Annotated in this window: 10 protein-coding genes; 4 read left to right on the top strand and 6 right to left on the bottom strand. The window is 35.0% G+C overall.

Translation table 11 applies throughout. The annotated features are described in order from the left end of the window. The first annotated feature begins 142 nt into the window (after positions 1-142). A complete protein-coding gene (locus SCB73_RS14660; protein ID WP_320566957.1) occupies positions 143-562 on the top strand; it encodes an OsmC family protein in 420 nt (139 codons plus the stop codon). Between the two features lie 73 nt (positions 563-635). On the opposite strand, the gene SCB73_RS14655 is transcribed toward SCB73_RS14660, so the two are convergent. Beyond that, positions 636-1,904, bottom strand: coding sequence for a tetratricopeptide repeat protein (locus tag SCB73_RS14655; protein ID WP_320566956.1), 1,269 nt, complete (start codon positions 1,902-1,904; stop codon positions 636-638). 44 nt (positions 1,905-1,948) lie between these two features. Then, entirely contained in the window at positions 1,949-4,591 is a 2,643-nt protein-coding gene (gyrA, locus tag SCB73_RS14650) for a DNA gyrase subunit A (protein ID WP_320566955.1), read from the bottom strand. A 258-nt stretch (positions 4,592-4,849) separates the two neighbouring features. Here gyrA and SCB73_RS14645 point away from each other — a divergent pair, with 258 nt between their 5' ends. The 3 genes from SCB73_RS14645 to SCB73_RS14635 all read left to right on the top strand — a co-directional run bounded on the left by SCB73_RS14645 (position 4,850) and on the right by SCB73_RS14635 (position 9,522). Further along, positions 4,850-7,396, top strand: coding sequence for an ATP-dependent Clp protease ATP-binding subunit (locus tag SCB73_RS14645; RefSeq protein ID WP_320566954.1), 2,547 nt, complete (start codon positions 4,850-4,852; stop codon positions 7,394-7,396). A 139-nt stretch (positions 7,397-7,535) separates the two neighbouring features. After that, positions 7,536-8,903, top strand: a complete 1,368-nt coding sequence (gene rimK, locus SCB73_RS14640) for a 30S ribosomal protein S6--L-glutamate ligase (protein WP_026729332.1) — start codon at positions 7,536-7,538, stop codon at positions 8,901-8,903. A gap of 100 nt (positions 8,904-9,003) precedes the next feature. After that, the gene (locus SCB73_RS14635; protein WP_320566953.1) at positions 9,004-9,522 is read left to right on the top strand and encodes a DUF421 domain-containing protein; all 519 of its coding nucleotides are present in this window, start codon (positions 9,004-9,006) and stop codon (positions 9,520-9,522) included. A gap of 10 nt (positions 9,523-9,532) precedes the next feature. Here the strand turns inward: SCB73_RS14635 and SCB73_RS14630 are convergent, their stop codons facing one another. From SCB73_RS14630 to hutH, 4 genes are all read right to left on the bottom strand, one after another. Then, positions 9,533-9,967, bottom strand: a complete 435-nt coding sequence (locus tag SCB73_RS14630) for a hypothetical protein (RefSeq protein WP_320566952.1) — start codon at positions 9,965-9,967, stop codon at positions 9,533-9,535. Positions 9,968-10,263: 296 nt separating this feature from the next. After that, a complete protein-coding gene (locus SCB73_RS14625) occupies positions 10,264-11,595 on the bottom strand; it encodes an inorganic phosphate transporter (RefSeq protein ID WP_320566951.1) in 1,332 nt (443 codons plus the stop codon). A 25-nt stretch (positions 11,596-11,620) separates the two neighbouring features. Next, positions 11,621-12,265, bottom strand: coding sequence for a DUF47 domain-containing protein (locus SCB73_RS14620; RefSeq protein WP_012024643.1), 645 nt, complete (start codon positions 12,263-12,265; stop codon positions 11,621-11,623). A 48-nt stretch (positions 12,266-12,313) separates the two neighbouring features. After that, a complete protein-coding gene (gene hutH / locus SCB73_RS14615) occupies positions 12,314-13,828 on the bottom strand; it encodes a histidine ammonia-lyase (protein WP_320566950.1) in 1,515 nt (504 codons plus the stop codon).

Below are 13,828 nucleotides of genomic sequence, written 5' to 3'. Positions count from 1 at the left end.
TCCAATTTTCAACAAAAGCTCAAAACTTAACATTCTAATTAAATTCCGCAAAAATATTCTGCAAAATATTGATTATATTTGAGTTACAACTGTTAACAATCAATCAAACAAACATTTAATATTAATTTTAAATAGAACAAAAATGAAATTTACAAGAAAAGCACACGCTAACTGGCAAGGAACCGGCATGGAAGGCAAAGGAACAATAAGTACACAAAGCACAACTTTAAATAATGCACAATTGTCATTTAAAACCAGATTCGCAGACGGTGTAGGAACAAACCCAGAAGAACTTGTTGCCGCCGCGCATTCAGGCTGTTTTACAATGCAATTAAGCTTTTTATTGAATGACGCAGGTTTTACCGCAGACGATTTAACTACAGAAGCCACAGTAACATTTGAAGACGGCACCATAACATTGATTCATCTTGAATTAAAAGGAAAAGTACCTTCAATTTCTGAAGCGGAATTCAATGCCACAGCAGCAAAAGCAAAAGAGATTTGTCCAATTTCCAAACTTCTAAACACCACAATTACACTTAACGCGACTTTAGAAAGTTAAAAAAGGAAAGTATAAAGCATAAAAAAACCATTCACCGTGGTGAATGGTTTTTTTATTTATTTAGAAAAAGCTATTACATTTTAGCTTTCAATGCTTTCGCTTCAGCAGTCATTTCAAGAGCACTGTAAACTCCTAATAATGTTTTAGTAACATCTTCGTTTTTAGGATCTAATTCGTTAGCCTTTTTAAGGTAAGGAATTACGCTTTTGAAAACTCCTTCTCTTTGTGCTTTTAACACATCGTAGCGTTTCATATCTTTAGCAGAAGTACCTAATTTATTCATCTCGTCGATGATTGGTTTTTCAGCCTCTAATTTCAATGCTGCAATATTGATGTATGCATTTACATAGTCAGGTTTGATTTCGATAGCTTTTAAATAGTATTTCTCAGCATCTGCAGTGTTTTTTGCACCTGCACTGATAACTCCTAAGTTAAAAATCAAATCAGCATTGTTTGGATCTTTCTCTAAAGCTTCATTTACTAATTTTTTGTAAGTGTCAAAATCTTTAGTTTCAAGATACAAATTAGCTTCAGTAAGAATCAATGAAGTATCTTCTGGGTTTGTTTTTCTTGCATCAGCAATTGCTTTTTTAGCGTCTTCAGTTCTTCCTTTCTGAACTAAAATCAAAGCTAAATTTTTGTAGATCTCACCTCTTTTAGAAGGAACTGCTTCTGTTTTTGGTTTTTCGTGAGTTCCTAATTTTACAGCTAAATCCCTGTCTTTTGCATTAGCAAAACCATCTTCACTTCCTGAAATTTTATTTACAGCAGTATAAAGAGTTCCTTTTCCTGAGTAATTTAATTTTTTCAATTCTTCATACATAGGCAAAGCAGTATCATAATCTTGCGCATTTACCGCTGTAGAAGCTGCATAGTATAAATTGATCGTATCATTTTTATCTAATTGATAAGCGTCATACAGTTTTTGCGCACTTTCCTTATGTTTATTAGCTTGAGAATCTGCAATAGCCGAATTGATTAATTTTCCTTTAATTTCAGTAATTGAAGCAGCAGCTTGAGTTGAATATTTTGGTTTTCCAGAAGTTTTTTCAACATCAATTAATGTTTTGTAGCTTTCAGCAGCGGCAGACAAGTTTTTGCTTTCGTCTACTTTTTTGTTTGCTAAATCCAAATAAGCATTTCCTTTAACAAAATAGTATTGTGCTTGCTCAACATCTTTAGCATTTGTAACTAAATTTTCAGCATCTTTCAAAATTGCAATTGCTCCTTGAGCATCACCGCTTTTTAGCGCTTTTTCAGCACTTTTGATTTGATCCTTCTGAGCAAAAGTAGCTACTGAAATCAATAATGCTGAAGCAAGTATTACATATTTACTTTTCATAATATTCAATTTGTGTATTTAATTTTAATTTTTTTAATAATTATTTATTCTTCCGAATCCTCATCATCAGATTCTTCTTCGTCCTCAACTACGTCATCAGCGTCATCATCGTCATCCTCTGATGCTCCATCGTCTTCAAGAACTTCATCAAGATCAGGCTTAACTCTTTCGATTGCAGATTCAATAACATTTCCATCTTCATCAACAACAACTTCCTCAGCTTCGTCTTTCATTACGGTTGTTACGGCAGCGATAGAATCTTTTCCTTTTAAGTTGATCAATCTCACACCTTGAGTTGCACGTCCCATAACGCGTAAGTCTTCGATTGCCATTCTGATTGTCAATCCTGATTTGTTGATAATCATCAGATCATCAGAATCTGTCACAGCGTTGATAGAGATTAATTTACCTGTTTTTTCAGTAATATTAAGTGTTTTAACTCCTTTACCACCACGGTTTGTAATTCTATAAACATCTTCTCCATCTTCGTCAACCAATTTGGTACGTTTTCCGTATCCATTTTCAGTAACAACCAAGATTTGAGATTCAGCTATATCATTTTTATCAACAGTTACCATTCCGATTACTTCATCAGTTTCATCTTTTAAAGTAATTCCACGAACTCCAGAAGCTGTTCTTCCCATCGGACGTGTTTTAGTTTCTTCAAAACGAACTAATTTACCAGATTTAACCGCTAAGATAATTTGGCTTTCTCCGTTTGTCAACTGAGCTCCAATTAACTCATCACCTTCTTTAATTGTAATTGCGGCAACTCCATTTACACGAGGCTTAGAATATTTCTCTAAAGAAGTTTTCTTAACCTGCCCTTGTTTCGTTACCATTACAAGATTATGTGTATTGATATAATCTTTGTCTTTTAAATCTTGCGTACAAATGAAAGCTTTTACCTTATCATCACTTTCAATGTTCACCAAGTTCTGAATTGCTCTACCTTTTGCCGTTTTGCTTCCTTCTGGAATTTCATAAACACGCATCCAGAAACATTTTCCTTTTTGCGTAAAGAACATCATATATTGGTGATTGGTTGCAACAAACATGTGTTCCAAGAAATCCTGATCTCTTGTTCCAGCACTTTTTTGACCAACTCCCCCTCTATTTTGAGTTTTGTATTCTGTCAAGTTCGTACGTTTGATGTAACCTGCATGCGAAATGGTAATTACCACATTTTCATCAGCAATCAAATCTTCAATACTTACATCTCCTCCTGAGTATTCAATTTTAGAACGACGCTCATCACCGTATTTATCACGGATTTCAGTCAATTCTTCTTTAATCAAATCAATTCTCAAATTAACATCTGCTAATAAAGCTTTCAAATGTTCGATCAACTTCATTAACTCATCAAACTCAGCTCTTAATTTATCCTGCTCCAGACCTGTCAATTGACGTAGACGCATCTCAACAATTGCACGAGCCTGAATATCTGACAATTTAAATCTTTCGATTAATTTTTCTCTAGCTTCATCTGTATTTTTAGAACCTCTAATTAACGCAATTACTTCGTCGATATTATCAGAAGCAATAATTAATCCTTCTAAAATATGCGCTCTTTCTTCTGCTTTGCGTAATTCAAACTGTGTTCTTCTAACTACTACATCATGACGGTGCTCAATAAAGTAGTGAATCATATCTTTTAGATTCAACAATTGAGGGCGTCCTTTAACTAATGCAATATTATTTACACTAAATGAAGATTGTAATTGAGTGTATTTGTATAAAGTATTTAAAACTACGTTTGGTGTAGCATCACGTTTTAAGATATAAACGATGCGCATACCATTTCTATCCGACTCATCACGGATATTGGCAATGCCTTCAATTTTTTTATCGTTAACCAAATCAGCCGTACGTTTGATCATTTCGGCTTTGTTAACTTGATATGGAATTTCTGTAACAATAATACATTCTCTTCCGTCCACTTCTTCGAAACCGACTTTAGCACGCATTACAATACGGCCTCTACCAGTTTTGAAAGCTTCACGAACACCTTCGTATCCATAAATAATACCTCCTGTTGGAAAATCAGGAGCTTTGATGTGAGACATTAATTCGTCTACTTCAATATCATTGTTATCTAAGTACGCTAAAGTACCGTTGATCACCTCAGTTAAATTGTGTGGTGGCATATTTGTTGCCATACCAACCGCAATACCTGTTGCTCCATTTACTAATAAAGTAGGAACTCTTGTTGGCATTACTTTTGGCTCATATATGGTATCGTCAAAGTTCAATTGAAAATCAACTGTTTCTTTTTCGATATCTGCCATAATCTCTTCAGAAATTTTGCGCATTCTAGCCTCAGTATAACGCATTGCCGCAGGACTGTCACCATCTACAGAACCAAAGTTACCTTGACCATCAACTAATAAATAACGCATACTCCATTCCTGCGCCATACGCACCATTGCGTCATAAACAGAGGTATCACCGTGCGGGTGATACTTACCCAGAACCTCCCCTACAATTCTCGCAGACTTTTTGTGGGCAGATCTTGATGTTACACCTAAATCATACATTCCGTAAAGAACTCTTCGATGCACTGGTTTCAAGCCATCTCTAACATCAGGAAGTGCTCTCGATACAATTACTGACATCGAATAATCGATGTAAGCTGACTTCATTTCATCCTCTATGTTAATAGGAATTAACTTTTCTCCTTCAGACATAAGTTGTTATATTAAATAATTATATTAGTTTTCAAAGCGTGCCAAGATACGTTTTTTTGAAATTTTTTCAGCTATTTCCTTACACTTATTTCAATGATTTATTAACAACTTTATTTTGGCTTTTAGTTAATAAATTAAACGTTTTTTAACTCTTTTATTGTCTTTTTTTTCGTCTATTAGCTGACAGGAGATGTCGATGGGTATGGTTTTTGTTTTTAAAACTGTAATTCACTAAATTTACAATACCAATTATATATTATGGATGATAATTTTTCACCAAGAGTAAAAGATGTTATTACCTACAGTAAAGAGGAAGCTCTACGTCTAGGGCACGACTTTATTGGTACAGAACATCTTATGCTAGGTATTTTAAGAGATGGTAACGGAAAAGCTATTCATATACTTAATAACCTAGCTGTCGATTTAGATCATTTACGCAGAAAAGTAGAAATACTGAGCCCTGCCAACCTGAGCGTTGAAGTAAATGCAGAAAAGAAAAACCTTCATCTTACCCGACAGGCCGAAAGAGCCCTGAAGACCACTTTTCTTGAAGCAAAAGTATTTCAAAGTTCATCGATTAGCACGGCACATTTGCTGTTATGCATCTTGAGAAACGAAAACGATCCAACAACCAAGCTGCTGAATAAACTAAAAATAGATTATGACGTAGCTAAAGAACAGTACTTAAATATGACTCCAAACGAAGAAGAATTCTTAGAAAACTTGCCAAGAAACGAATCATACAATGACGATTCAGGACAAGATGACAGTCTAAAAGAAAGCAGCTTTAATAATCCCGCCAATAAGTCAAACAAAAAATCAAAAACTCCTGTTTTAGATAATTTTGGGAGAGATTTAACAGAAATGGCCGAAGAGGGAAAATTAGACCCTGTTGTAGGACGAGAAAAAGAAATTGAGCGTGTATCGCAAATTTTAAGCCGTAGAAAAAAGAACAATCCGCTTCTTATCGGAGAACCGGGAGTTGGTAAATCTGCTATTGCAGAAGGACTTGCTCTACGTATCATCCAAAAGAAAGTGTCTCGTATTCTTTTCCATAAACGCGTTGTTACTTTAGATTTAGCAAGCTTAGTAGCTGGAACTAAATACAGAGGACAATTTGAAGAAAGAATGAAAGCCGTAATGAACGAGCTTGAGAAAAACGACGATATCATTCTTTTTATAGATGAGATCCACACTATTGTAGGTGCTGGTGGAGCAACAGGTTCGCTTGACGCTTCAAACATGTTCAAACCTGCTTTAGCAAGAGGCGAAATTCAATGTATTGGTGCTACTACTCTTGATGAGTACAGACAATATATCGAGAAAGACGGTGCATTAGAAAGACGTTTCCAAAAAGTAATTGTAGAACCAACTTCTGTTGAAGAAACAATCGCTATTTTGAACAACGTAAAAGACAAATACGAAGATCACCATAACGTAACTTATACTCCAGAAGCTATCGAAGCCTGCGTTAAATTAACGAACAGATATATGTCTGAGCGTTTCTTACCAGACAAAGCGATTGATGCGATGGACGAAGCTGGTTCACGTGTACACATCACTAACATCGATGTTCCGAAACAAATTTTGGATTTAGAACGTCAGTTGGAAGAAGTTCGCGAAATGAAAAATATGGTTGTTAAAAAACAAAAATATGAAGAAGCAGCCAAACTTCGCGATGATGAAAAACGCATCGAAAAAGATCTTGCTACAGCACAAGAACAATGGGAAGAAGATTCTAAGAACAACAGAATTGAAGTTACAGAAGATAACGTAGCCGATGTTGTTTCTATGATGACTGGAATTCCTGTTAACAGAATTGCACAAACAGAAAGCAACAAATTGGCTCAATTGCCTGAATTGATTCAGAACAAAGTAATTGGTCAAAATGAAGCTGTTTTAAAAATCGCTCGTTCTATTCAACGTAACAGAGCTGGACTTAAAGATCCGAACAAACCAATTGGTTCATTCATTTTCTTAGGCCAGACTGGGGTTGGTAAAACGCAATTAGCTAAAGTTTTAGCAAAAGAATTATTTGATTCGGAAGATGCTTTAGTTCGTATTGACATGAGTGAATACATGGAGAAATTTGCGATTTCTCGTTTAGTTGGAGCGCCTCCAGGATACGTTGGATACGAAGAAGGTGGTCAATTGACTGAGAAAGTTCGTAGAAAACCATACTGTGTGGTTCTTTTAGATGAGATCGAAAAAGCGCATCCAGATGTATTCAACATGATGCTTCAAGTTTTAGATGACGGATATTTGACAGATAGTTTAGGTCGTAAAATTGACTTTAAAAACACTATCATCATCATGACATCTAACGTTGGCGCACGCCAATTGAAAGATTTCGGACAAGGTGTTGGATTCGGAACTGCTGCAAGAACAGCTCAGGCCGATGAAAATTCAAAAAGCATTATCGAAAATGCATTGAAAAAAACTTTTGCTCCTGAGTTCTTAAACAGAATTGATGACGTAATTGTATTCAACGCACTAGAAAAAGCTGATATCGATTTGATTATCGAAATCGAATTGAAAAAACTATATTCTCGCATTGCAGAGTTAGGATACAAATTAAGCTTAACTGACAAAGCGAAAGCATTTATCGCTGAAAAAGGTTTTGACAAACAATTTGGAGCTAGACCGCTGAAAAGAGCAATTCAGAAATATGTTGAAGATTTGTTAGCTGAAGAAATCATCACTTCAAAAATTCATTCTGGCGATGAAATCATGATGGATTTGAAAGATGACTCACAAGAATTATCAGTTGAAATTCATAAAGCTGAAGAACCGACAAATCAGTAATTTAGTTTAAATCTATAACAGAAATAACTTACCCGTTACGTTTTCATAACATAACGGGTATTTTTTTTATTAAAAATCACTATCTTTAGTAAAAGCAAATAGCTATTTTTGAATTTAAATTCTATAATAAAAACAACTTATGCTTCAAAACAAAGTCATTTTAGGCAGCGAAGAATGGTGCTCATTTCCAGAACTTGGAATCCCAACAATTAAAGCTCGTGTGGATTCTGGTGCCAAAACTTCGGCAATGCACGCAATAAACATAGCTCCTTTTATAAAAAATGATGCCAATTGGGTGAAATTTGACATTAATCCAATTCAAAATAATATCAAAACTATCATTCATTGTGAAGCACCGCTGGTTGATAAAAGAATTGTAAAAAGCTCAAGCGGGTTTAGAGAACATCGATATGTGATTCAAACCAGCTTAAAAATTGGCGATGCAAAATGGCCAATTGAAATGACTTTGACTAATCGCGATTCTATGGGATTCCGAATGCTTTTAGGACGCGAAGCTATGAGCGGAAGGGTTTTGGTTGATCCGGAACAAAAATATCTTTTAGGGCAACCTACAGCAGAATCTCTTAAAGAATTATACCAGAATTCAGAAAAAGCAAAAACGGGTTTACGAATTGGTCTTTTAGCCAGCAATCCGGAATTGTATAGTAATAAAAGAATTATGGAAGCTGGAGAAATGCGTGGGCACGAAATGCATTTCTTAAATATCAAGGAATGTTATATGAAACTTGACGCCAAAAAACCTGAGATCCATTATCGAGGCGGAAAAATCCTGAATGAATTTGACGCTATTATTCCGAGAATTCGTCCGAGCATTACTTTTTATGGCTGTGCATTAACGCGCCAATTTGAAGCTTTAAAAGTATTTGTACTAAATTCAGCCACAGCAATTACGCAATCTCGAGACAAACTATATTCTTTACAATTATTATTGAATAGCGGCATTGATATTCCAACAACTGGATTTGCCAATTCTCCGCTTGATACAGATAATTTGATTAAAATGGTTGGCGGTTCGCCTTTAATTGTAAAATTGTTAGAAGGAACACAAGGAAAAGGTGTTGTTTTGGCCGAAACCAAAAAAGCGGCAGAAAGTGTTATCAATGCTTTCAAAAGTTTAAATGCCAACATCTTAGTTCAAGAATTCATTAAAGAAGCCAACGGAAAAGACATTCGTTGTTTTGTGATTGACGGAAAAGTGGTTGCGGCAATTCAGCGTGAAGCTATGCCGGGTGAATTTAGAGCAAACATTCACTTAGGTGGCACAGCATCTGTAATCAAAGTAACTGCCGAAGAAAAAAAGATTGCCATAAAAGCCGCAAAAGCAATGGATTTGAAAGTAGCCGGAGTCGATATTATTCGCTCTTCTAAAGGCCCATTATTGCTTGAAGTAAACTCTTCACCTGGCCTTGAAGGGATTGAAGGCGCAACCAATAAAGATGTTGCAGGAGAAATGATTAAAGCGATTGAAAAGAATTTTAAATTATAATTAAGTTCATTTCAACTTAATATCCCATAAATAATTTAGCAGCTTTGTCAAAGTTTAAAACTTTGACAAAGCTTTTTTATTTAACTTTAAAATAAAAAACATGACTTTTCCTTATTTAGATATCGTTTTAAGAAGCATCGCCGTTTATTTTTTCATGACGATTGCTTTACGAATATTTGGCAAAAAAGAACTTTCACAACTAAATACTGCCGACGTTATTTTGATCTTACTGATAAGCAACTCTGTACAAAATGCTATGGTGGGCCCTGATACAAGTTTAACAGGTGGCTTAATCGCCGCTTTAGTCCTATTTATCATTAATTACATAATTAAAAAACTGACTCACAAATACAAAGTTTTCGGAGAAATATTGTTAGACAAACCAGAAATATTAATTCATGACGGAAAACTTGATTTCAAAGCCTTAAGCAGGCTAGATATTTCAGATGAGGAACTCAAAGAAGCCATGAGAGAACATGGCATTGAGTTTTTTAAGAATGTAAAACTAGCGATGCTTGAAATCGACGGAACTATAAGTATTATTTCTGAAGATGAAAAAAAGCTAAAACAAACGCATTACAAAAGAAAACACAATCGAAAGAATTTACAGAAATTCTAACAATCGTAATTTAAAAATTTTTATTGGTTGTTTCTTTTACAGAAATATGCGATTTTCCATAAAACGGCAACAGCAAATCTTCATTGGCAAATTTTCCATCCAAATCATATCTCAGAGGGCTCTTCACCAATAACGTATTAAAATTGCCCTCTACATCAATATAAATTGCTTTGTTGCAAGTATGCTCACACATTCTTAACCCATCTTCTACTGAATACAAAAGCATTTTCCGCGAGGATCTATCAATCGTCAACATATCACCCACTTTTACAATTACAAGCAAAGTGTCATTTTTTTCTCTTGTATAATACTTCAATTTATCTGTATCAATACCTTTCAAGGTTCTGTTTATCCAATTTTTCAGAAAATAAGAAATTGAATCCGATTCTTCATTGGGTCTTTCAGTCACTTTCTTTTGATCTCCTTCCAAATACACCTTTCGCATATCATCTGGCTTTTTACACGAAAACACAAAAACCGCAACAACCAATAAAAACAACTTAAGGACTATACTATTTCTTGACATCAGCAAATAATCTTTTATAAAAACCTATTATTTCAAGCCGCGAAGATGCCTTTATCTAAGTAAACTATTTTACTCTATAAGCCATTTAAATACCATTTGAAGGTTTATTTTAAAAGTCTTTGCCAAAGAAAAAGCCGATTTCAAATTTGAAATCGGCTTTTGTATAGCAATAAAACATGATTTTTATTTCATGTTTTACAAATTCTTCTAACATCTTAAATAAATACGCTCAAAACAAAATAAACCAAACCTGCAAGAATAGCTGAAATTGGAATAGTCAAGATCCAAGCCCAGATTAAGCTCACTGTAACTCCCCATCTAACGGCAGAAACACGTTTTGTTAATCCAACACCAATAATAGAACCTGTAATAGTATGCGTTGTACTTACTGGAATTTTTAAATGCTCTGTAAAGTAGAGCGTCAAAGCACCGGCAGTTTCAGCTGCAACACCTTCAAATGAGCTTACTTTTGTGATTTTTGAACCCATTGTTTTTACAATCTTCCATCCTCCACTTAAAGTTCCTGCAGCAATTGCAGAATAACAAGCTAATGGAATCCAGCCTGGCATAACACCTTTAACTCCTAAATCATCATTTGGCAAGACAACGTCTAACCAAGAATCCATATGAACACCAGGATTTGTATTGATGTAAACTGCTACTGCCGCAGCAATAATACCCATTACTTTTTGAGAGTCATTTCCTCCGTGTCCTAAACTAAATGCAGCAGAAGATATTAATTGCATCTTTTTCAAAGCAGCATCAGCTTGATGCAGATTCAAACTACTGAAAATCAAACAAAATCCACTTACTGTTAATATAATAAAGGCAACTAAGAACCATTTAATATTGTGCGCATCAAAAGCTACGCTCCAGAAGTGAGAATCAAATCTTGGTTTTTCGATTTTCTCATAAGGAACCATTTGGCTGTAAACAAACCAAATTGTTGCAATCATCAAGCCTACTGTAAATATTTTTGGCCAAATACTTTTACGAGAAGCATTTAACAACCAAATCGAAATCAAATAAGATGCTAACGCTCCTAATAATGGTGCCAAAACAATGAAAGCAATAATGATAAGAACTCCCGAAGGCATTCCACCATCTTTTCCGGCTTTATACCAGCTAACAATTTGGTACCAATAATGTGTAGCACCATCTTCTCCAATATATCCTGAAAATCCGTGAACTGCAATCGCATGCGCAACCGCCGCTCCTGCAAAACCTCCGATAAGTGTATGTGAAGAACTTGAAGGAATTCCTAACCACCAAGTCAATAAGTTCCAACAAATTGCCGCAATAACTCCGGCTAAAATCACCACTAGGTTGATTTCCATGGTGTGTGCCGTTTTTGCAACTGTATCTGCAACACCAAACCCGAAAACCCAATAGGCTAAAAAGTTGAAAAACGCTGCCCAAAGAACGGCCTGAAAAGGCGTCAGAACCTTCGTTGCAACAACTGTCGCAATAGCATTTGCCGCATCATGAAAACCATTGATGTAATCAAAAATTAAAGCTAATACTATAATTAATATAAGTATCGTCATAAAATTATAACTTCAGATTGAAAAATTAAGAATGTTTTACAGAAATAGATTCTAGTATGTTCGCAACACTCTTACATTTATCTGTTGCTGATTCTAAAACAGATAATACCTCTTTGTATTTAATGATATTTTTAGCGTCTGTTTCGTTTTCAAAGATTTCAAAAACTGCTTTGTTGTAAACATTATCCGATTTGTTTTCCAGTTTGTTGATTCTGGCACAAGCATCTTTAATGATTTTAAAGTTCTGTAAATTTCTCAACTCTTTTACAGCACTGTCGATGTTTTGACAGGCTTCAAGGTTGATTTCTGTCATTTTTCTGATTGATTTTGTGATCTTATCAACTTGATACAATCTCATACGACTTGCAGCACCGTGAAGGTAATCAGCAACGTTATCAATAGAAGTAATTAATGTGTGAATATCCTCTCTGTCAAATGGAGTAATGAAGTTTCTGCTCAATTCCAAATTGGTTTGACGTGTAATGTCCTCCCCTTTTTGTTCTAATTCGTCAATCTTTTGAAAAAGGATTTCTCTTTCTTTTAATGGAAGGTTTACAGCTTCGTGTAAGTTAGAAGCTAATTCAATTAAATTGCTTGAAGCCTCTTCAAAAAGTGGAAAGAATTTCTTGTCTTTCGGCACTAAAAATTGGAAAATACTGTTTATTGACATTTTTATATTTTTGATAGTGCAAAATTACTTCATTAATATTTTGCAGTGTTAAGCCATTGTTAACAAATCGTTTTCAATTTGGAAACTATTTAGAAACGCAACGGTATTCTCAATGTCATAATGCAAGATCCTGTCTTCTTTTACCAAAGGCACAACTTCACGATAACTGCTCAAGAACATTTCGATGAAATCACTTGATTTCAAAGGCTCTCTGTAGGCAATTGCCTGTGATGCATTCAGCAATTCAATTGCCAAAATACGCTCTAAATTATCTAAAACTCTCAACGCTTTTGTAGCACCATTTGCTCCCATACTTACGTGATCTTCTTGTCCATTACTTGAAACAATACTATCAATACTTGACGGAGTTGCCAATTGTTTGTTTTGGCTTGCAATACTTGCCGCAGTATATTGCGGAATCATAAATCCTGAATTCAATCCCGGATTATCAACCAAAAATGCTGGAAGATTTCTCAAACCAGAAATCAACTGATACGTTCTTCTTTCAGATATACTTCCTAATTCGGCTAAAGCAATTGCCATAAAATCCAAAGCCAAAGCTAAAGGCTGTCCATGGAAATTTCCTCCTGAAATAATCTGATCCGCTTCAACAAATATGTTTGGATTATCTGTAACAGAATTAATTTCTGTCTTAAATACTTTTCGAACATAATCAATCGCATCTTTTGAGGCGCCGTGAACTTGTGGCATGCAACGGAACGAATACGGATCTTGAACGTGTTTCTTTTCTTGAGCGATAATTTCGCTTCCGTCTAAAAATTCAGCAATTCTTTGTGCCGTTACAATTTGGCCTTTGTGCGGACGTATATAATGTATCAATTCGTTGAAAGGTTCGATTCGCCCATCAAAACCTTCCAAAGAAATCGTTCCGATCAAATCAGCCAAATACGAATATTTATAAGCTTTTATTAGAATATGAGCTCCATAAGCACTCATGAATTGCGTTCCGTTCAACAAAGCCAAACCTTCTTTTGATTGCAAAACGATCGGTTCCCAATCAAAACGTTTTAAAACTTCAGCAGAAGCTACTTTTTTTCCTTCAAAGAGCACTTCTCCTTCGCCAATTAAAGGCAAAGACAAATGAGCCAAAGGAGCCAAATCACCAGAAGCTCCAAGTGAACCTTGCGTATATATAATAGGAAGAATATCATTATTGTAGAAATCAACTAAACGCTCCAGTGTTTTCAACTGAACGCCCGAATGACCATAACTCAAAGATTGAATTTTAAGCAGCAACATCATTTTTACGATTTCGGAAGGAACTTCTTCGCCCGTGCCACAAGCGTGCGATTTCACTAAATTCTCCTGAAGCTTAGATAAATTTTCGTTAGAGATTTTTACACTATATAATGAGCCAAAACCTGTATTGATTCCGTAGATTGGCGCAGTATGCGTTGCCATTTTTTTGTCTAAATAATCACGGCATTTCTGAACATTTACTTTTGCTTCTTCAGATAATTCAAGCATTTTATTATTGCTCAAAATTTCTTGCAATGTTTCTAAAGTTATGGTTTCAGTACTTATATAATGAATCTCTCTCAT

This window comes from Flavobacterium sp. KACC 22761, assembly GCF_034058155.1.
Classification (GTDB): domain Bacteria; phylum Bacteroidota; class Bacteroidia; order Flavobacteriales; family Flavobacteriaceae; genus Flavobacterium.
Note: the sequence above shows the minus strand (reverse complement) of the source record. Positions and strands in the feature narration are given on the sequence as shown.

Bases quoted from the DNA above. Each gene is read 5' to 3' on its own strand.
- SCB73_RS14660 (WP_320566957.1), top strand. From the start codon at position 143: ATGAAATTTACAAGAAAAGCACACGCTAACTGGCAAGGAACCGGCATG.
- SCB73_RS14655 (WP_320566956.1), bottom strand. From the start codon at position 1,904: ATGAAAAGTAAATATGTAATACTTGCTTCAGCATTATTGATTTCAGTA.
- gyrA (WP_320566955.1), bottom strand. From the start codon at position 4,591: ATGTCTGAAGGAGAAAAGTTAATTCCTATTAACATAGAGGATGAAATG.
- SCB73_RS14645 (WP_320566954.1), top strand. From the start codon at position 4,850: ATGGATGATAATTTTTCACCAAGAGTAAAAGATGTTATTACCTACAGT.
- rimK (WP_026729332.1), top strand. From the start codon at position 7,536: ATGCTTCAAAACAAAGTCATTTTAGGCAGCGAAGAATGGTGCTCATTT.
- SCB73_RS14635 (WP_320566953.1), top strand. From the start codon at position 9,004: ATGACTTTTCCTTATTTAGATATCGTTTTAAGAAGCATCGCCGTTTAT.
- SCB73_RS14630 (WP_320566952.1), bottom strand. From the start codon at position 9,967: ATGCGAAAGGTGTATTTGGAAGGAGATCAAAAGAAAGTGACTGAAAGA.
- SCB73_RS14625 (WP_320566951.1), bottom strand. From the start codon at position 11,595: ATGACGATACTTATATTAATTATAGTATTAGCTTTAATTTTTGATTAC.
- SCB73_RS14620 (WP_012024643.1), bottom strand. From the start codon at position 12,265: ATGTCAATAAACAGTATTTTCCAATTTTTAGTGCCGAAAGACAAGAAA.
- hutH (WP_320566950.1), bottom strand. From the start codon at position 13,828: ATGAGAGAGATTCATTATATAAGTACTGAAACCATAACTTTAGAAACA.